At 64.8% G+C, this 19,458-nt stretch carries 19 protein-coding genes and 1 riboswitch; of the genes, 4 read left to right on the top strand and 15 right to left on the bottom strand.

Annotation, left to right across the window (positions count from 1 at the left end; genetic code table 11):
* Positions 1–100: 100 nt before the first annotated feature.
* The 5 genes from D3250_RS03315 to D3250_RS03295 form a co-directional block, all read right to left on the bottom strand.
* Positions 101–1,423, bottom strand: coding sequence for a deoxyguanosinetriphosphate triphosphohydrolase (locus D3250_RS03315; protein WP_119901901.1), 1,323 nt, complete (start codon positions 1,421–1,423; stop codon positions 101–103).
* A gap of 10 nt (positions 1,424–1,433) precedes the next feature.
* Positions 1,434–2,615, bottom strand: a complete 1,182-nt coding sequence (gene dusB / locus D3250_RS03310) for a tRNA dihydrouridine synthase DusB (protein ID WP_119901900.1) — start codon at positions 2,613–2,615, stop codon at positions 1,434–1,436.
* A gap of 362 nt (positions 2,616–2,977) precedes the next feature.
* Positions 2,978–3,928, bottom strand: coding sequence for a GNAT family N-acetyltransferase (locus tag D3250_RS03305; protein ID WP_119901899.1), 951 nt, complete (start codon positions 3,926–3,928; stop codon positions 2,978–2,980).
* 66 nt (positions 3,929–3,994) lie between these two features.
* Positions 3,995–5,377, bottom strand: a complete 1,383-nt coding sequence (locus tag D3250_RS03300) for a glycine--tRNA ligase (RefSeq protein WP_119901898.1) — start codon at positions 5,375–5,377, stop codon at positions 3,995–3,997.
* A gap of 110 nt (positions 5,378–5,487) precedes the next feature.
* A complete protein-coding gene (locus D3250_RS03295) occupies positions 5,488–6,480 on the bottom strand; it encodes a DMT family transporter (protein WP_192892549.1) in 993 nt (330 codons plus the stop codon).
* 40 nt (positions 6,481–6,520) lie between these two features.
* Between D3250_RS03295 and D3250_RS03290 the strand changes: the two genes are divergently transcribed.
* A complete protein-coding gene (locus tag D3250_RS03290) occupies positions 6,521–6,766 on the top strand; it encodes an RNA-binding S4 domain-containing protein (protein ID WP_119902275.1) in 246 nt (81 codons plus the stop codon).
* Here the strand turns inward: D3250_RS03290 and D3250_RS03285 are convergent.
* Entirely contained in the window at positions 6,750–7,424 is a 675-nt protein-coding gene (locus D3250_RS03285; protein WP_119901896.1) for an alpha/beta hydrolase, read from the bottom strand. The genes D3250_RS03290 and D3250_RS03285 overlap by 17 nt on opposite strands.
* Positions 7,425–7,589: 165 nt before the next feature.
* Here D3250_RS03285 and D3250_RS03280 point away from each other — a divergent pair, with 165 nt between their 5' ends.
* Positions 7,590–8,432: an SGNH/GDSL hydrolase family protein gene (locus D3250_RS03280; protein WP_225973151.1), complete on the top strand. Its 843-nt coding sequence runs from the start codon at positions 7,590–7,592 to the stop codon at positions 8,430–8,432.
* Between the two features lie 15 nt (positions 8,433–8,447).
* Here D3250_RS03280 and D3250_RS03275 read toward each other — a convergent pair whose 3' ends face one another.
* Genes D3250_RS03275 through D3250_RS03265 form a run of 3 tightly spaced genes read right to left on the bottom strand, consistent with a single transcriptional unit; the run spans position 8,448 to position 10,695 of the window.
* The gene (locus D3250_RS03275; RefSeq protein ID WP_119901894.1) at positions 8,448–8,867 is read right to left on the bottom strand and encodes a molybdenum cofactor biosynthesis protein MoaE; all 420 of its coding nucleotides are present in this window, start codon (positions 8,865–8,867) and stop codon (positions 8,448–8,450) included.
* Complete coding sequence (moaC, locus tag D3250_RS03270) at positions 8,867–9,364, bottom strand: cyclic pyranopterin monophosphate synthase MoaC (protein WP_119901893.1); 498 nt, start codon at positions 9,362–9,364, stop codon at positions 8,867–8,869. The genes D3250_RS03275 and moaC overlap by 1 nt, the downstream gene beginning before the upstream one ends.
* Positions 9,361–10,695, bottom strand: a complete 1,335-nt coding sequence (locus D3250_RS03265) for a molybdopterin molybdotransferase MoeA (protein WP_119901892.1) — start codon at positions 10,693–10,695, stop codon at positions 9,361–9,363. The genes moaC and D3250_RS03265 overlap by 4 nt, the downstream gene beginning before the upstream one ends.
* Here D3250_RS03265 and moaA point away from each other — a divergent pair.
* Together moaA and D3250_RS03255 are read left to right on the top strand one after the other, a co-directional pair.
* Positions 10,694–11,791: a GTP 3',8-cyclase MoaA gene (gene moaA / locus D3250_RS03260; protein ID WP_119901891.1), complete on the top strand. Its 1,098-nt coding sequence runs from the start codon at positions 10,694–10,696 to the stop codon at positions 11,789–11,791. The genes D3250_RS03265 and moaA overlap by 2 nt on opposite strands.
* Before the next feature lies 1 nt (position 11,792).
* Positions 11,793–12,086, top strand: a complete 294-nt coding sequence (locus D3250_RS03255) for a MoaD/ThiS family protein (protein WP_119901890.1) — start codon at positions 11,793–11,795, stop codon at positions 12,084–12,086.
* Between the two features lie 33 nt (positions 12,087–12,119).
* On the opposite strand, the gene D3250_RS03250 is transcribed toward D3250_RS03255, so the two are convergent.
* From D3250_RS03250 to D3250_RS03225, 6 genes are all read right to left on the bottom strand, one after another.
* Positions 12,120–13,391, bottom strand: coding sequence for an amidase family protein (locus D3250_RS03250; RefSeq protein WP_119901889.1), 1,272 nt, complete (start codon positions 13,389–13,391; stop codon positions 12,120–12,122).
* A gap of 129 nt (positions 13,392–13,520) precedes the next feature.
* Entirely contained in the window at positions 13,521–14,756 is a 1,236-nt protein-coding gene (gene metX / locus D3250_RS03245; RefSeq protein WP_438830125.1) for a homoserine O-acetyltransferase MetX, read from the bottom strand.
* A gap of 13 nt (positions 14,757–14,769) precedes the next feature.
* Positions 14,770–16,110, bottom strand: coding sequence for an O-acetylhomoserine aminocarboxypropyltransferase/cysteine synthase family protein (locus D3250_RS03240; protein ID WP_119901887.1), 1,341 nt, complete (start codon positions 16,108–16,110; stop codon positions 14,770–14,772).
* Between the two features lie 46 nt (positions 16,111–16,156).
* Positions 16,157–16,274: riboswitch (SAM riboswitch) on the bottom strand.
* 191 nt (positions 16,275–16,465) lie between these two features.
* Positions 16,466–17,380, bottom strand: a complete 915-nt coding sequence (gluQRS, locus tag D3250_RS03235; protein WP_119901886.1) for a tRNA glutamyl-Q(34) synthetase GluQRS — start codon at positions 17,378–17,380, stop codon at positions 16,466–16,468.
* Between the two features lie 14 nt (positions 17,381–17,394).
* A complete protein-coding gene (locus D3250_RS03230) occupies positions 17,395–18,168 on the bottom strand; it encodes an SDR family NAD(P)-dependent oxidoreductase (RefSeq protein ID WP_119901885.1) in 774 nt (257 codons plus the stop codon).
* A gap of 19 nt (positions 18,169–18,187) precedes the next feature.
* Positions 18,188–19,378 carry an acetyl-CoA C-acetyltransferase gene (locus D3250_RS03225; RefSeq protein WP_119901884.1) on the bottom strand — a complete coding sequence of 397 codons (1,191 nt, stop codon included), beginning with the start codon at positions 19,376–19,378 and terminating at the stop codon, positions 18,188–18,190.
* Positions 19,379–19,458: the final 80 nt, after the last annotated feature.

Genomic DNA, 19,458 nt, shown 5'->3' with positions numbered 1-19,458 from the left:
CTTCCGAGGTTGTCTCAACAGTCACCACCCCGTTGTGGCGACCAAACCCAAGACTACCCTGCAGCGTGTTTCGAGCATGAAACAGCTCACGCTTACGAATTCAGACGAACAGTGCATTGGTGACAGGCTGCCCCTTCACCAGAGTCGCATACCATTCCAGACACGCTCCGTCGGTGAGCGAGGCGATCTGGTCGATGATGGCGCGGTGCCTGCCGGCGTCGTCGACCGCGGAACGGAAGTCTGCCTGAAAGGGCGGCTCCAGGAACCGGTCCCCCGTCTCCATCAGGAGCCCATGAAGGGCCTCCAGCACATCGGTCTGCCGCTTGTACACCGGCAGCTGCTCACGGGAGGCCATGATGTAGTGTGCGGCGATCCCCTTCATCACGCAGATCTCCTGCAGTGTCTGATCGGGGAGCACCAGATCGGCCTCGTGCCGCACCAGGGGTTTCTCCCCGTGAATGTTGCGAGTGGCTGACCAGAAGTCGTGGCAGAACCTCCCGATCAGCTCTGAGGTCATATTCTTCAGCGCTGCGAGGGCGCGCCGGGATCCGTCGGACTCCCTCACCCAGTTCTCGTTGGCCTCCAGGCGGCCGATGGCGGCGTCGACCTGGTCCTCCGGGGTCCCGGGCAGGTACCACTCCTGCACGGTCTGGATGACGCGAGCCCGTTGGACCCGGTCCTGGAGAAACTTCAGTTGGAAGCGTCCGTTGACGATGCCGTCCTCGACGTCATGCACCGAATAGGCGATGTCATCAGCGGCATCCATCACCTGGGCCTCCATGGACTTGCGCGTGCCCACCACCCCGGCGCGCATCCAGGTGAAGGCGTCCAGGTCGTCCTCGTAGGCCCCGAACTTCTGGCTGCGGGTGCCATCTGGGGCCAGCGGCGCCTCATGGGCCCGCCAGGGGTACTTCACCGCGGCGTCCAGGCTGGCCCTGGTGAGGTTCAATCCCGCCGACCTGCCGTCCGGATGAAAGCGTTTGGTCTCAAGTCGGCAGAGGATCCGCAGAGTCTGCGCATTGCCCTCGAAACCGCCGATGTGACCGGCCAGCCCATTGAGCACCTTCTCTCCGTGGTGGCCGAAAGGCGGGTGGCCCAAGTCATGGGACAAGCAGGCAGCGTCGACCACATCCGGATCACACCCGAGCATCCGCCCCAACTCGCGACCCACTTGAGCGACTTCCAGCGAATGTGTCAGCCGGGTGCGGGAGAAGTCATCGCTGCTGGGTGAGACCACCTGGGTCTTCGCACCCAGGCGGCGCAGGGCCGAGGAGTGCAGAAGGCGCGCGCGGTCCCGTTCGAAGCTGGAGCGGTACACCGATTTCCCGTGCTCAGGGACCCAGCGGTCCTCATCGGCCTCGGAGTATCCGGGGGCAAGTGCCGAATACTGACCCTCGATACGCTCTACGTTCCGCACGCTCATGACGTCAAGCCTATCCCCCGGAGATGTCCACCTCCGCGGCCTGAATCATCTCCTGCTGGTCGGCGTTGAGCTCCTGGGACGCCAGCCAATCCTGGGGCAGGTGCACCTTCTTGGGCGACCCTGCGCGGCCGCGGGGACCTTCCGCGGCCTCTCCCGGGTACCCCAGACTCTGGTCAAGCTGGCCGAGCAGGTCCTGCAGCTGCTGCAGCGACTCCACCGTGACCAGCTGGGTGCGCAAGGCTGACCCCACCGGGTATCCCTTGAAGTACCAGGCCACATGCTTACGAATGTCCTGCATCGCTTTGCGCTCGTCACCGTCGAAGTACGGGATGAGCAGTTGGGCGTGGTGGAGCAGGGTGCGGCAGACCATCTCAACGCCGGGGCGGTACCGGTCCTCGCGACCCTCGAACGCCGCCTGCAGATCACCGAACAGCCACGGGCGGCCCTGGCAGCCACGGCCCACGACGACGCCGTCCACCCCGGTCTGCTCCACCATCCGCACCGCGTCCTCGGCACACCAGATGTCACCGTTGCCGAGCACCGGCAGGTCCGGCAGAGAATCCCGAAGACGTCTGATGGCGTCCCAATCCGCCTGCCCGGAGTAGTGCTGGCGTGCCGTGCGCCCATGAAGAGCCACCGCCGCCACACCTGAATCACGAGCCACTCGACCTGCCTCACGATAAGTGAGGTGATCGTCGTCGACCCCTTTGCGCATCTTGACTGTGACCGGAATGTTGGCCCGGGAAGCCTCGCGCACAGCGGTGGCAACGATCGATTCGAAAAGCCGGATCTTCCACGGCAGTGCTGAGCCGCCGCCTTTGCGGGTGACTTTCGGGACGGGGCAGCCGAAGTTGAGGTCAATGTGATCGGCTCGGTCCTCTTCTACCAGCATCCGCACCGCATGCCCGGTGGTCACGGGGTCCACGGAGTAGAGCTGGACGGACCGGGGAACCTCATCGGGCTCATGTTTGATGATGCGCAGTGACTCGGGTCGGCGCTCCACCAGGGCGCGGGCTGTCACCATCTCATTGACGTACAGTCCCCCACCGTACTCCCGGCACAGACGGCGGAAAGCAGTGTTAGTGATGCCGGCCATCGGGGCGAGGACTACCGGAGTGTCCACGGTGATTGGCCCCAGCTTGAGCGCTGGCAGCAGAGCCTGACGCGTGGGGTTGTTGAGAGTCTCTGTCACGTTTCCATTGTCCGTATCTGGTCAAGCCACCGCATGTGGCGTGGTGAAGCGCCCGATCCTGGAGCAGCGGGCCGGGGGTTGGAGACCGCGGCCTCCTCCGCCGCAAATCTCCAATCGTCTCGAATGACCACGCATTGCCGGTCTTGCCCCTTCCCTACAGCGCGGTGTAAACCCTACAGCGCGGTGTAAGACCGGGAAGGCGGGGTAAAAATATGGGGGCGGGGCGCCGATGTCACGTGGCTATCGGGGCGGGGCGCCGATGTCACGTGGCTATCGGGGCGGGGCGCCGGTGCCACCCCTGAGACACCAGGACGGCATGACCCCGCGCCGCACCTTCATTCAGCCAGTGCAGGTGTCCAGGCTCAGCTGGCGTCCCTGGCGTAGATGAGGGCTTCAAAGTCCACCTCGACCTCATCGTCGGCGGCGAGCTCGTCGGTGACGCGCTTCAGCGGCACCATCGAGTCGTCGACTTCTACTGAGACCGGGTAGCGTGCGGCCACCAGACCCAACAGCTGCCGCACCGCGTACTCCGCCTGCTCCTGACCCAGCTGCGGGTCCCAGCCCAGCAGCACGTCAGCGGGATCCTCGGTGCGCTCGGGCGTGTAGCTGATGGCGAAGGCGAGGATCGGCTTCTTCTGCTCATCAGCGGTGGAGCGGAGCACGACGGCGCCCGTCGCTCCGGACTCGGGTGCCAACAGCATCTGCTGGGCCCGGCCTATGGTCATCTCGGCGCGGTCCCACCCGTGAACCGCGTTGTAGAAATCGGTCACTAGCTGGGTCAGCTCCACGGAGCCGGTGGCGATCTCCTCCAGGTCAATCGCCAGGTTCTCCACGTCCGGAACGGGCAGGCTCCCGGGCTGGATGATGACCTCCCGCGAGTGCTGCACCTTGCGAAAGCCGTTGTCCTTCAGGAAGCACTGGGCCGCTGAGCCTTTGGCGCAACGGGCTTTGAGGCTCTGGACTTCACAGTTGGGGATCTCGGCCTCAAGAATCTGCAGCAGCTGCACCGCGATTCCTCGGCGCCGGTATTCGGGCGCGACTTCAGCGTAGAAGGACAATCGGTCCGGGTGCAGTGCAGAGCGGAAGATGGTGGCCGCGGCCAGGGGCACGCCGTTGTCCTCAGCCACGATGCACCGCGACCAGGGCTCGTTGGAGGACGGCCGCAGCAAGCTCCGGTCACGGTGGTGCATGGGATTCTCAGGATCGCCCCACACTTCTAGGAGCTTCAAGTCATCCCCTTCGGCCCAGGGCCGGACGGTGAGGCCTGAGTCGAGAGTCAGTGTGGGCTGGCCCGAGGGCGCGTTCGGCAACATCGCCAGCTAGCGTAGACCCGTTTCAGCGTGCAACGCAATGTGCACCCGTGGAGCCGGGTAGCAGGATCAGATCAGCAGCCGGTCCGCGAGGTAGCGCTGGACCTGATCCAGCGCGACACGCTCCTGGGTCATCGCGTCCCGATCGCGGATGGTCACCGCCTGGTCCTCCAGGGTGTCGAAGTCTACGGTGATGCAGAACGGCGTGCCGATCTCGTCCTGACGGCGATACCGCCGACCGATGGCCCCGGCGTCGTCGTAGTCGATGTTCCAGTGCCTGCGAAGTGAATCGGCAAGGCGTTGGGCAGGTTCACCCAGAGCGGGTTTCTTCGACAGTGGAAGCACGGCGGCCTTCACCGGCGCCAGCTTGGGGTGCAGCTTCAGCACCGTGCGGACATCGGTGCCGCCTTTGGTGTTAGGAGCTTCGTCTTCGGTGTAGGCGTCGACCAAGAAGGCCATCATGGACCGGGTCAGACCGAAGCTGGGTTCAATCACATAGGGCACATAGCGCTCTCCGCTGGCCTGATCGAAGTAACTGAGCTCCTTGCCGGAGTTCTTGATGTGTGTGCCCAAGTCATAGTCGGTGCGGTTGGCGATGCCCATCAGCTCACCCCACTCCGAACCCTGGAAACCGAACCGGTACTCCAAGTCGATAGTGCTGGCTGAGTAGTGGGCGCGCTCGTCATCAGGCACGTCGAATCGGCGCAGATTCTCCGGGTTCAGACCCAGGTTTGTGAACCAGGCTTCGCAGGCCTCCACCCACTGATCGAACCACTTGCCAGCCTCCTGCGGCGGAACGAAGTACTCAATCTCCATCTGCTCGAACTCACGGGTGCGAAAAATGAAGTTGCCGGGGGTAATCTCATTGCGGAACGCCTTGCCGATTTGGCCGATGCCGAACGGGGGCTTACGGCGCGCGGAGGTGACCACATTGGCGAAGTTCACGAAGATGCCCTGCGCAGTCTCGGGGCGCAGATAGTGCAGACCCTCCTGATTGTCCACCGGTCCCAGGTAGGTCTTCATCAGGCCAGAGAACTGCTGCGGCTCAGTCCATTTGCCGGGCTGCCCAGTCTCCGGGTCGCGGATGTCGGCGAGTCCGTTCTCAGGGGGGTGACCGTGTTTAGCCTCGTAGGCCTCAATGAGGTGGTCGGCGCGATAGCGCCGGTGTGTGTGCAGGGATTCGACCAGCGGGTCGGTGAAGGTCTCCAGGTGCCCGGAGGCCTTCCACACTGCCGCTGGCAGGATGATTGCTGAGTCGAGGCCGACCATATCCCCGCGTCCACGAACGAACGTCTGCCACCATTCGGCCTTGATGTTCTCCTTCAGCTCTGTGCCGAGCGGACCGTAGTCCCATGCGGAGCGGGAGCCGCCGTAGATCTCTCCCGACTGGAAGACGAAACCGCGGCGCTTGGCCAGGTTGGTGACTTTGTCGAGCGTGGACTCTTTGGCCATGGTGGGGAGAAACTCCTCGTGGTTGAGCTCTGGCCTCAGGAACCTGAGGGACACGTGATCGGGACGACGCAGGCCAGCTTACCGCCGATGGGCGTTGAAAGGGTGCCCAGTCATCTGCCGCGACCGCGCATCAGATCCGGCAGTGAGGCCACGACGACGGCGACGAGGGTCATGAGAGTGCCCAGCACTGTGGCGGTTGTCACCACTGAGCCAGGGGCGGGAACCACCACATCAAGCAGGAGGGACCCCAGGAGCTGACCGGCGATCATGCCCATCGCCGCGACCAGCACCCCGACCTGCGTCACCAGGAGGGCACCTACCGCGATGAACACAATACCCAGCGGTCCCCCGATGTAGTACCACCAGGCTGTGGGCAACGATCCGGGTGCCCCACCGGCGAACAGCAACTTGCCACTCCAGACAAGGAGCAGCAGCACTGACCCCGCCCCAAAGTTGAAGAAGGTGGCCGGAATGGGACTGCGGTACGCCGCGGACTGCCGACCGTTGACAGCCTGCTGCCCAGCGTTGAGAAACCCTCCGGAGAACGGGAGGATCACCAGCAGCAGCCAGACCAGTTCACGGTCGGTCCCGGAAAGCTGCGGTGACACGGCCCAGGCCACAGCGATAACCGTGAGAATGGCACCAAGAAATCGCATGGGGCTGATTCGTCTGCGCCCCGTGGGTCCGAGTCCCACCCGGTCCCAGACCAGACCCCCGACGGTCTGGCCGGTCACCACGGCTACGGTGAACACCGCCACCCCGATCATCCCGATGGTCAGCGTCTGAGTCAGCACGAAGTACCCACCCACGCACCCGGCTAGCAAGTACCACCATTTGACGGCACCGCTGCGCATGGCCGGGCGCACCCGGGCCATAGTGCGCCGCCCGCCAGGTGTGAGGAAAGCGATTGCGCACATCACCACGAAGCCGATGGAGAAGCTGAGCAGGGCCGCCAGGTATGGGTCCCCGGTTTCGGCCGACAACGCCGCGTTGACACGTCCCTGCCCCGGTATAGCCATCCCTGCCAGAATCATGGCAGACAGCAGACCCAACCATGCCAAGGGTGAGCGCGCCGGCGGCGTCGTGGAGCGGTCGAAGGACATGGAATTAAGCGTAGACCGGGCCTCGTGGAAGGATGGAACCATGCGCGAGAACATAGAGGTGCCGATCCGGGACAGTATGATCCGCCTTGGCCAGCTGCTGAAGCTGGCTGGAGTGGTCGAGAACGGGGTTGTCGCCCGGGAGCTGATTGCCGAAGGCGCCGTCCTGGTGGACGGTGAGGTGGAGACCCGACGCGGCGCTCAGATCCGCCCTGGCCAGACGGTGGAGTTCCACGGCGAGGACTACGGGCTTCCTCAGGCGGTGCTCAGCGTCACCGCTGAGCACTGACTCGGCGCCCAAGAACCTCCATCCGCAGGAACTCGCCGACATGGGAAATCTCCTGCGGCACGACGCCGTGACCCGCACCTGCGTAAAGCACCTTCGTCAAGTTGACCGTTGAGTTGGCCCACTTGTGGGTGTATTCGACCATCTCCTCAGGGATGATGGGGTCAGCTTGGTCCCGCCCCCAGAAGAACGGAATCTTGTGGCTGCTGAGGGCCTCGTCGTTGAAGAAATCTTCGATCCCCTCTCCACGCTGAGGGTCCACAGCGAAGCCAGAGAGCCCCACTGCGGCTTGGAACGCCTCCGGTCTGATCCGCAGCAGACTGGTGGCCAGCGCCATGCCCATGGAGAAGCCGATCAGCGTCACCGAGCTGTGCTGGCCGCGCACCGAGTCGAGCCACTCCCACAGGTCCTCCACAGCCTGGCGCGCGGCGGCCGAGGAGTACGCCAGCCGCTCCACATCCAAGTCGAACCATGTGTAGGCGCCGAAACCCATAGATACCGGAGCGCGCACTGACGCATAGGTCAGCTCATCGGGCAGCCCCGGAACCATACCGAGCAGGTCACGCTCGTTGGCACCATGGCCGTGCAGCAACACCGCTAACGGGGTGCCCTCACGCTCCGATTCCCGCCGTGTCCATTCCACCGTGTAGTCAGCAGTCATAAGGACATCCTACGTAGCTGCCGGAACAGAATTGTGCGGTGCCACCCGAGACCCCGCAGACGCCAGGATCATCCCAGAGGATGATGGACGTTGCTGAGGGTGTGGTGAACAATGGCCAGAGTGAACCCCAGTGGACCCCACAGCGAGGAAACGCCTGAACCCGGCATTCCGGAGAGCCTCACCCCGGCGACGGTTCAGCACCCTTGGCTGAGGTATGTGGCACTGGGAGACTCGTTCACTGAGGGCATCGGCGATCCTGACCCGGACCGGCCCGGGTCCCATCGCGGATGGGCCGACCGGGTGGCGCAGGAACTCGCAAACGGCACAGAGAACTTCGCCTATGCGAACCTCGCGGTTCGGGGCAGGCTGATCGAACAGATTCGGGACGGACAGGTGGCCCCCGCGTTGGAGTTGCGGCCCGATCTCATCACCCTCTGCGCTGGCGGTAATGACGTGATCCGGCCCGGCTCGGACCCAGATGAGACGGCACGGATCCTTGACACCATGGTGCAGCTGCTGAGCACCACCGGAGCGACGATCGTCCTGTTCAACGGCCCCGATGTGCGCGATACCCCAGTCATGGGCTCCATCCGCGCCAAGGTAGCGATCTTCAACGAGAATGTGCGCACAGTCGCCAAACGGCATGATGCGGTCGTCGCCGACATGTGGAGCCTGCGCGAACTCACCGCAAAGAAAATGTGGGACAAGGATCGGCTGCACTTCTCACCCTTAGGGCATCACACGATCGCCCGTATGATGCTGGACACTCTGAACATCCCCCACCAGTTGGATCCAGTGGAGCCAGAACTTCCGGCTGAGCGCACCTGGCGTGAGGCTCGCGTGGACGATGCCATCTGGGCCAGGCAGCACCTGTTTCCCTGGGTTATACGCCGACTGCGGGGCCGCTCCTCCGGCGACGGCATCACCGCCAAACGCCCTGACTTCGAACCGTTGTTCGGTGGTTCCATGCCTCCCGGTGGAGATGCGACCGAGGCTGACCAAACCTGAGCGGGGCTGCGCAGCTCAGGCGATGCCGACCCAGTCCTTGGTGCCGTCGGTGTAGATCTGCTCTTTCCAGATGGGCACCTGAGCCTTGATCGTCTCCACCAGGTCCGCGCAGGCGGCAAAGGCCTCGGCACGGTGCGCTGAAGCGCAGGCAGCTACCAGTGCATGATCTCCGATCTGCAGCGGGCCTACCCGGTGAGCCGCCCAGAAACGGACTCCTGGATGGTTCTCAGCCAAGTCATGACACACCTGCTCCACTGTCTGCTCCGCAGTGGGATGAGCGGTGTAGTTCAGCGCAGCCACCGACTTGCCCCCATCGTGATCGCGCACAATGCCGGAGAACACGACGACGCCGCCACACTCACGTGACCACACCTCGGCCTCAGCCTGAGCGGGTTTGAGCGGATGGGAGGACACGGCTGCGTGCACGACCCTCATCAGGCGCGACTCCAGTCGCCGGAGGCGCCCCCGGATTTGGTGATCACTTTGGTCTCAGCAATGACTGCGGACCGGTCGACCCCTTTGATCATGTCGTAGAGCGTCAGTGCGGCCACCGATACCGCCGTCAGGGCTTCCATCTCCACTCCGGTGGGGCCGCTGGTCTTGACCTCGGCGCTGATGAGCACATTTCCGGGTGCAGGATCGTTGAGCTGCAGGTCTACCGTGACCTTGGATACCGGCAGCGGGTGGCACAGCGGTATCAGGTCGGGAGTCCGCTTGGCAGCCATAATCCCCGCGATCCGGGCTGTTCCCAGGGCATCACCCTTGGCCAGGCCGTTCTGCGCCAGCAGCTCCGTCACCTCAGGGGTGGTCTGAACCGTGGACACTGCGCGTGCGGTCCTCGCAGTGGAGGGTTTGCCGGAGACGTCGACCATCTGGGCGCTGCCGTCGGACTGAACGTGGGTCAGCTGAGTACCGGATTCGGGCTCTGTCATAGCAGGATCGCCTCTCGTCGGGTCCCCTGGGGGACCTCGGTGTCTTCTTCGCGGAGTTCCAGGAGGGCCTGTGCCCGGGCGAGGTGTCCGAGCAGGTGCGAGCTGGCGCCCCCTATGGGCACCGCTGTGGGCACGGCGTCGTCGTGGGCTCTCAACTCTACGCGGCGGAACTGGCGGACTCCCAGCGGGGAGCTCAGATCCTCACCTACATCTACCCAGATTCTGCGCTGCGCCGGACACCCCGGGTCCAAGCTGACCAGAGCCGGGCGCAGCAGTGTCTCCAAACTCACCGCGCAGCTCACCGGGTTACCGGGAAGGGCCACCACTGCCGCGGAGCCGCCGGGGTGTTCCAGTTTGCCCCACCCTTGCGGACCTCCGGGCTGCTGAGTAACGGAGCCGAACTGCACCCCGCGTTCAGCGAGCGCCTGACGCACCACCTCATAGGCGCCTGCGCTGATGCCTCCAGCGGTGATGATCAGGTGAGGATGGTGCTCGACCAGGAGTCCCTCCAGCGCAGCCTGAAAATCGGCTGAGACATCAGAGGCGATCATCGCAGTGCGGACAGTGTGCCCGAACCCTTGGCACACCGCACGGATCAGGGGGGCGTTGGCGTCATAGAGTCCGCCAGAACCCAGTGGCTCCCCGGGCCGGCGAAGCTCCCGCCCCGTGGCCATGACCAGCGTGCGCACCCGTTCCAACACGTCCACCTGGGCGATTCCGCAGGCCGCCAAGAGGCCCATCTTGGCGGCCGTCAGCTCCTCCTGCGACTGCAGCACCACCTCACCGACGGCGACGTCCGAGCCCGCACGGCGGATGAACCGACCCGGGAGCAGATCCTCCGCGCCGATCCCGGTGAAGTGCACCGGCACCTCGCCACCGCGCTCCATGGCATCCAGCACGTCGAAGCCCCGCGCGGTCTTCTCCACAGGGACGACCACATCTGCTCCGCTGGGGATCGGTGCACCGGTCATTATTGCCACGCAGTGCCCTGCAGGGAGGTTCGGCGCGGCGGTGCCGGCGGGGACGGTCCCAGCCAGGGGCAGCGAGAAGGAGTGGCCCAGGTCCACGACGTCTTCGCAGCGCAGCGCGAAACCGTCCATCTGGGAATTGTCGAACCCGGGAAGCGGCACGGGTGCGATCACCTCAGATGCGCTGATGCGTCCGGCGGTCACCGCCTGATCGCCGTTCCCCGACTGTGGGTCCAGTGGCAGGTGCTCGGTCTGTCGCGTCCTGAGGGCTGGCTCCAGGACCTTGCGCAGGCGCTCAATGTGAGTCTCGACGCTCACCCGATCAGGGACTGAGGAGGTCGGGGACGTAGAATGACCAGCCATGAGTTCAAGGGTAGCGCTCCCGACCCCCACGGCAGCCCGTGGTGCGGTCCCCCAGGGCGGTGACCCGGCGTCCGGGCTGATAGACAGGTTCGGCCGGCGTGCAACTGACCTCAGGCTCTCCCTGATAGACAAGTGCAATCTGCGTTGCACCTACTGCATGCCTGCCCAGGGTCTCCCCTGGCTCGCCAAAGAGCGACTGCTCGCTGCTCACGAGGTCCGCCGCCTGGTGCGCATCGGCGTGGAGCAGCTGGGGATACGGGAGTTGCGGCTGACCGGTGGGGAGCCATTGGTGCGCAAAGACCTCGAAGAGATCATTGCCGGGATCCGAGCTGATCACCCCGAGCTGCCCATTGGTCTGACAACGAATGCCATAGGACTCGAGCGGAGGGCGGCGGACCTGCGGCGCGCTGGGTTGACCCGCGTGAACATATCTATGGACTCGGTGCACCGAGAGACCTTTGCCCAGCTGACCCGTCGGGATTCGCTGGATGCTGTGCTGACAGGCGTTCACGCGGCGGCTGAAGCGGGTTTGACACCGTTGAAGATCAACGCCGTGCTGGTCCGCGGGGTGAACGACCACCAGGCTCCGGAGCTGCTCAGCTGGGCGCTCGAGGCAGGTTTCGAGCTGCGGTTCATTGAACAGATGCCATTGGAAGCAGACCGCACCTGGGAGCGTGAAGCAACTGTCACCGCCGCTGAGACGCGTCGAATTCTGGGGAACCAGTTCCGGCTGGAGCCTTCGGAGGAGGAACGCGGAGGGGCACCCGCTGAACGTTTCAATGTGTGGACACAGAACGAAGCCGCAGCCCCCGCCCTGGGCACGGTGGGGATCATCGCTAGTGTGACTGAGCCCTTCTGCGCCGCCTGCACCCGCACGAGAATCACCGCCGAGGGACGGGTGATGAGTTGCCTGTTCTCCCGCGACGAAGTGGATCTGATGGACCTGCTGCGCTCTGGGGCTGATGACGTGGCCCTCGCCCAACGCTGGGCCGATGCCATGTGGGCCAAACCGGCCGCCCACGGCACTGACCGTCCAGGGTTTGATCTACCGGGCTTCGAACGCCCGGACCGTTCTATGTCGGCAATCGGAGGCTGAGATGGGCGCCGTGACCGTGCGACTCTACGCAGCAGCTGCTGAAGCTGCTGGGACGCATCAGCTGAGCGTGGAGCTGAGCAGTTCTCCGATGGCGCTGCAGCAGCTGCTCACCGAGCTTAACGAGACCGCTTCCGTGGGGAGAGCGCCAGTGGCGGACGCGGGCCGCGTCCCCAGCCTGGAGCGGGTGTGCGCGCAGTCGAGCTTCTTGATCAACGGGACCCGAGCCCCGGTGAGCCGGGGGCAGGTGACGATCGGCGACGTCGTCGACGTTCTGCCGCCCTTTGCTGGCGGCTGACCCTACTGCACCACTGTGGCCCCGCGTGCTGGCTCAGGCCAGCTGTGCGGCATAGGCGATGAGTGCTTTGTCACTTCCCGCGGGCCCCATGAGACTCAGCCCCGTGGGCAGGCCCCCTGCGGTGACAGTGGGGACGCTTACCACTGGAAGGCCCGCCAGCGAACCGAGGGTGGTCAGCAGCAGATGGCGTTGGCGCAGACTGTCAGTGCCGTTGCTTGCTTCCCCGGAGGAATCAAGCAGCGGCGCCACCGTAGTCGCAGACGGCAGCGCGAGCACACCGTCGCCTACCCATCCACGGACGATCTCGCGGATGCGGGAGTGCTGTTTGCGGGCGGCGGCTTCGTCTTCGCTGGTGTATTCGCTTGCGGCGCGGAACCGAGCGCCTACCTCCGGAGTCATGTCCTCCCAGTGAGCTGCGACCCACTCGCCGTGGTTCGCCCACGCTTCCCGGGACAGGATGACGGTGAAGGCCTGCCTCCAGTCGCGGAGCGCCTCCAGGCCAGGCCCATGGACAGCAACGCTGCCGCCTGCCTGCGCCTCCAACCGGATGAGCAGGTCTCGGCACGCTGCAGCGACATCCTCGTCAGCCAGTGAGAAAAGGTCCGGGACCATACGGAGCTCGCCGAGGGGACGATCCGCCTCCCACGCAACGGGCCCCTTGGGGACGGTGGGAATTGATCCGGTCCCCATGCCGCCCAACGCGGAGGGTGCGGTGGGTGCGACCTTCTTCGGCGTGGGCGTCACTGTCTGGGTCACCCTGGCAAGCAGCTCATGAGTCCTGGTGACCCATCCGACCGTGTCGAAGCTCTGCGCCAGGGGCTGGACTCCAGTGAGCGGGAGCAGATCCTGCGTGGTGCGGATACCCCAGAGCCCTTGGTAGGCCGCGGGGACTCTGATGGAGCCACCGGTGTCCGTGCCTAACCCAATGCTCACCTCACCCAGCGCTACCGCGGAGGCGGAACCGTTTGAGGAGCCCCCGGAGATCCGCCCGGGAGCGCCGGGATTGGGAGGGGTCCCATAGTGCGCGTTGGTGCCTGCCAAGGACCACGCGAACTCGTCCGTCTGAGAGATGCCCGCAATGTCCGCTCCGGCGTCGATCAACGCCTGAACTACAGCTGCGTGCCGGGGTTGTACTGGCTGCTGTGCCAATCGCAGCGGGTTGCCCGCACCGATGGGCTCCCCTGCCACCGCAAAGAGGTCTTTGACAGCCGCACTCTCACCACGCAGGGGCCCGCGCCCCGCACCTGGCACTAATGGGGTCGCCTTGGTGCGCCAAACGGCGGTCATGCTGTCAGCTGGCTTCATGTGGCAGGACTCCTGAAGTCGGCTTTCCGCTTGGAGACCCAAAAGCGTCTTGGACCACTGGGGAAAGCAGGGACGCTCCGATCGGTGAGGCATTCACCGGTCGAGAGGTTATTGGTCATTGTCCTCACCCTATAGGCTGAGACGTCCACGCATGGCGTCGCCGAGCTGCTCGGCAGAGGTGAGGAAACCGTCATGACCGATGTGCGAGGTGATGGTGTGCACCTGGTGATCGCCTGGGATCAGGTCCGCAATCTGCTGGGACTGTTCGGGGAAGTAGAGCCTGTCGGTGTCAACCGCTGCTAGGAACGGGGCGGCCGTGACACCGGCCAGGGCAGCTTCCACTCCCCCGCGACCCCGGCCGACATCGTGGCTCATCAGCGCCTCGGCCATAGTGATGTAGGCATTGGGGTCGAACCGCTTGGCGAGCTTCGCCGCCTGATGGTCCAGATAGGACTCGACCTGGTACCGACCGGCCCGAGGACGATCACCAGCCAGCTGGGTCCCGCCGAAGGGGTCTTCTCCGCCCTGCGCAGCCCGGCCGAAGCGCAGCTGCAGCTCCGCCTCGGTCCGATACGTCACATGTGCGATTCTGCGGGCCAACCCCAAACCTGCTTCCGGACGCTGCCCTGTGTAGTAGTCGCCCCCGTTGAAGTGTGGGTCGTTGCGAATCGCCATCACCTGGGTCTGGCCAAATGCGATCTGCTCCGCGGTGGACGCGGCCCCGCATGCGAAGACTGCGAACCCACGGACGAAGTCCGGATAGCTGACCGCCCATTCCAGTGCGCGGGCGCCTCCCATAGAGCCCCCGATGACGGTATGCAGGGCAGTGACTCCGAGGGCATCGAGCAATCGCTTCTCCAGGTGCACCGCGTCGCGGATCGTCACAAAGGGGAAGCGGGAACCCCATGGGACGCCGTCAGCATCCACTGAGCTCGACCCAGTTGAGCCGTAACACCCACCCACCATGGCTGGGGCAATGACGAACCACTTGTCCGTGTCAATCGGACGGCCCGGACCCAGCAGGCCCTCCCACCAACCAATGCTCGGGTCAGCCTCAGATGATGCGACGTGCGTATCCCCGGTGAGGGCGTGCGCTACCAGCACTGCATTGTCGCCTGCTGCGTTGAGTTCGCCCCACGTTTCGTAGGCGAGGGTGACCGCAGGTAGGTAACCTCCGGTTTCAAAGGCGAAGCTGCCGGCGTCGTGCGTTTTCAACACTCCATCGGGCCGCGTCCCGTAGTCGTTCTCAATACTCCCCGCCTGACCGCCACCAGGCAGCCCAGGGACCCCACCACGGGTCGGAGCGCGCAGCGGGGACTCCACTGCGGCTCTGCGTCCGTTGGAACTGGTACTGGTGGTGGTCACTGTGCTCTCTGTCTCAGGCCGTCGTAGCCAGACCCTGGTCCAGGTCGGCGAGGATGTCATCGATGTGCTCCAGTCCTACCGAGAGCCGCACCAGGCCGGGCTTGACGCCGGCGGCGCGCTGATCGGCGTCGTTGAGCTGACGGTGCGTAGTGGAAGCCGGATGAATGGCCAGGGAGCGCACATCCCCTACGTTGGCCACGAGGGAGTGCAGCTCCAGGGCGTCCACGAGCGCCTGCCCGGCCTCGGCTCCGCCGTGGACTTCGAAGGCCAGCACCGCACCCACTCCTTTCGGGAGGTACTTCTTGCCGCGGTCGTAGCAGGGGCTGGACGGTAGGCCCGAGTAGAACACGCGACGCACCGCGGGATGGTCCTCCAGGTATGCCGCCACTTTCTCGGCGTTCTCCACGTGGCGCTCCAGGCGCAGGCTCAGCGTCTCCAACCCCAGGTTGATCTCAAAGGCGTTGTGCGGGGACAGCGCAGGCCCCAGATCGCGAAGCAGCTGCACCCGCGCCTTGAGGATGTAGGACATGTTCACGCCGAACAGCCCGCCGGGTCCCAAATCCCGGCCGAAGACCAGTCCGTTGTAGCTCTCATCCGGTTGGCTGAAACCGGGAAAACGCTCCGGGTAGGCGCCGTAGTCAAAGTTGCCCGAATCGACGATCACTCCGGCGATCGCTGTGCCGTGCCCCCCGAGGAACTTGGTGGCGGAGTGGACCACCACATCAGCTCCGAACTCAATGGGACGCAGCAGGTAGGGGGTCGGGAGCGTGTTGTCCACAATGAGTGGGGCCCCGTACTCGTGGGCGATTCCGGCCACGGATTCGATGTCGAGTACGTCTCCGCGCGGGTTGGCGACGCTCTCGGCGAAGAAGCCCACCGTGTTTTCCCTGATTTCGGCGCGCCATGACTCCGGGTCATCGAGATCCTCCACAAAGCTGACATCAATGCCGAACTTGGGAAGAGTGTGCTTAAACAGGTTCTGGGTGCCGCCGTAGAGCGAGGGCGAGGCCACTATGTGGCGCCCGGCCTGGGCGATATTCAGCAAGGCCAGTGTGGTCGCTGCCTGACCGGACCCGACGGCGAGCGCGCCGACTCCCCCTTCGAGGGAGGCAATCTTGTTTTCGACAGCCTCTACTGTGGGATTGGTCAGCCGCGAGTAGATCGGTCCCAGCTCTTCGAGCCCGAACCGCTTGGCGGCAGTCTCTGTGCTGGGGAAGACGAAGCTGGTGGTCTGTTGGATGGGCAGGGCTCGGGCACCTGATCCCGGGTCCGGCTCCACCCCTGCGTGAATCTGCCGAGTTTCGAACCGCGGCTGCGGGCTTTCGCCGCGATGGTTGGTGCTGGTGTCAGTCATTGAAGGCACTCCAGTGGTCGTCCAGACCTGCACTGGACTCCAGTGAGGTCCGCGCTTGCCGGTGCGGGGTGTTCCGTCCGACCAGGTCCTCACCCGGGGCACCCCACCGCGAACTGGAGGGTTGCCGGCCACTAAACCGGGGTTTTGCAGTGGCACTCTTGACCTATGTCATAAGTTTCCTGAAAGTCGCTCCGCGGCGCAAGTCGCGGCACAACATTCCGTCATATGCGATCTTGGCCGTTGTGTGGCTCCCACCCCGAATCACAGCGTCTCGGGATGTTGGAAACAATGCCGCATTCGGACCTTGTTTCCCACATCGGGAGACGCTCTGCCAGAGCGGGGCGAATGTAGGAAGCTAGGCGGGGTGGTCAGTCAACAGGGGCTTCCATTCCCACGGCTTACGGGGCAGGCGCTCTGGATCGAAGTGCTTCACGGCCTGCTTCAGCGGACCTCTCGGCAACTGCAGCGACTCCAGCAGGGTGTCACGAACCTGCTCCGGCTCCGCGCCCTGCACGTGGAGCTCAGCCAAGGTCACCGCGCCGTCCCGCTTGGCCAGTCGACGGCCCTCGTGGTTGATCACCAGCGGAACATGGGCGTACTCCACGGCTTCGGCGGCGGCGTCCCCATAGAGCAGGCGGCGCAGATGCTGTTGGCGGGGCGCAGAATCCGCGAGATCATCGGCGCGGACCACCTGGTCCACGCCCGTGAGGTGATCATCGACCACGACCGCGAGGTTGTACGCGGCCGCACCGTCATTGCGCACCAGCACAAAGTCATCCACCGGGGCCGTGACGGTTCCCAGTAGTCGGTCTTCGACACTGGTTCGAGCGACGTCAGAGAGCAGCCGCAGCGCCCCGGGTCTTTGAACACGACGACGTCGACGCTCCTCCTCGCTGAGAGCGCGGCAGGTGCCCGGGTAGGCTCCCGGCGGAGCATGCGGAGCGCGAGGGGCATCCTGAACCTCCCGCCTGGTGCAGTAGCACTCGTAGACTCGACCCTGATCCCGCAGGGCGGCAACGGCGTCGTCGTAAATCGGTTTGCGCTGTGACTGGAAGAGCGTCTCACCTTGGAAGGTGACCCCGAGGGCCTCCAGATCGGAGCGCTGACGTTCGGCGGAACCGGCAACTGTTCGGGAGGCATCGAGATCCTCATAGCGCAGCAGCAGCGCCCTATCGGTGGCCTGTGCGAAGAGCCAGGCCAGCATGGCGGTGCGGAGGTTCCCCACGTGCAGGTCGCCGGACGGACTGGGAGCGTATCGACCGGCAAGCATGGTCTACATGCTAGTCACTGGGGTTCCAGGCGCACCGCACCGTCCAATCGAATCGTCTCACCATTGAGCATTGGATTGGCGATGATCTGCATGACCAGTTGGGCGTAATCACCTGGTTGGCCCAATCGGGGCGGGTGCAGCGCCTTCGCTCGCAATGACTCTCTGGCGGCCTCCGGAAGGCCGGACATCATGGGTGTCTCGAAAAGACCGGGCGCGATGGTCACCACGCGTACGGCATGCCGGGCCATCTCGCGGGCGGCCGGCAGGGTGAGGGAGGCGATTGCGCCTTTGGATGCGGCGTAGGCGATCTGGCCGATCTGGCCGTCGAAGGCTGCCACTGATGCGGTGTTGACGAGCACCCCGCGGTCGCCGTCTACCAGCTCATTGCCCTGCATGGCCTGCGCTGCGGCGGTCATGAGGTTCACGGTGCCACCGGTGTTGATGGCCATCACCTTCATGAATTGTTCAGCCGGAAGCGGCCCGCGGCGTCCGAGCAGCTTGCCGGGGGTCGCCACGCCCGCGCAGCTGACGGCCGCACGCAGCGGTGCCTCGGCGGTGGCGGACGCGACCGCCTCGGCGCTGGTTTCGGGGTCAGTAACGTCACCGGGGTGGAAATGAGCGGAAGCACCGAGTGCCGCTACCGCGTCAGCACGGTCCGTGGAGCCCTCCGCGTCCGGAAGGTCGACCACCACGACCTTCGCGCCAGCGTCGATCAGTGTCTTGGCGGTGGCGTAACCGAGACCGGAGGCTCCACCGGTGACAACGGCGCTAGCGGCGGTGAGATCCATATCCCGGGTTCCCCTCAGCTCATGAGTTGTTGACGTGAAGAATCAGGGCATCGCCCTGTCCGCCGCCTCCGCAGAGTGCGGCCGCGCCCGTGCCTCCGCCGCGGCGGCCCAGTTCCATGGCCAGGTGCAGCAGGAGGCGGGCTCCCGACATGCCGACAGGGTGGCCCAGAGCGATAGCGCCACCATTGACGTTGACCTTCTCCTCGCTGACACCGAGTTGGCGCATGGATGCCGCAGAAACCGCAGCGAAGGCCTCGTTGATTTCGATCAGGTCCAAGTCTTTGGGGTCAAGGCCAGCTTTCACGCAGGCAGCCTCGATGGCGCGGGCTGGTTGCAGCTGCAGGCTGGAGTCGGGACCGGCAACCATACCGTGGGCCCCGATCTCAGCAATCCAGTTCAGTCCCAGCTCTTGGGCCTTCTGCTTAGACATGACCACCATGGCACATGCTCCATCGGAGATTTGTGAGGCTGAACCGGCGGTGAGCGTTCCGTCACGACTGAAAGCTGGTCGCAGCCCACCGAGGGCCTCTGCTGTAGCGTCGGCCCGGATGCCCTCATCGGTTTCGATCAGCAGGTCATCACCTTTACGCTGCGGGATGCTCACGGGGACGATCTCTTCAGCGAAGAGCCCCGTCTCAGCGGCATGGGCAGCTCGCTGGTGGGAAGTCGCCGCGATCTGGTCCTGCTCCTGGCGGCTGACCTGCACGTCGTCGGTATTGCATGATTCGGTGAGGGCCCCCATCGACTGCTGAGTAGCTTGATCGAAAAGCGCATCGTGGCCCATGGAGTCCACCACAGTGGCGTCACCGTACTTGATTCCCGTCCGGGACTGCGGCATGAGGTGGGGGGCCTGGGACATGGACTCCATTCCGCCAGCGATCAGGACGTCGCACTCTCCGGCACGGATCATCTGATCGGCCGTCGCCACCGCGTTGAGGCCGGAGAGACAGACTTTATTGACGGTGATGGACGGAACGGAAGCCGGGATGCCGGCCCCCAGAGCGGCGGTGCGGGCGGGGTTCTGGCCAGCACCGGCTTGGATGACTTGGCCCATGACCACGTAGTCCACGGCGTCTGCGTCCAAACCGGCGCGCTCCAAGGCACCTTTGATCGCAACTGCGCCCAACTGAGCAGCCGACTGAGAGGAAAGCCCTCCCAGCAGCTTCCCCATGGGGGTCCGCGCACCGGCAATGATCACTGATTCCGCCATGACACCTCACTGTGTGTAGCAATTAGTTGCACGTCCAACGACTCGAGCCTAGGCTAGCACATGAGAGCTGTATCACGTTC

The sequence above is a fragment of the Nesterenkonia natronophila genome, from assembly GCF_003595215.1.
GTDB lineage: Bacteria > Actinomycetota > Actinomycetes > Actinomycetales > Micrococcaceae > Nesterenkonia > Nesterenkonia natronophila.
This window is presented reverse-complemented; position numbering and strand designations above follow the sequence as displayed.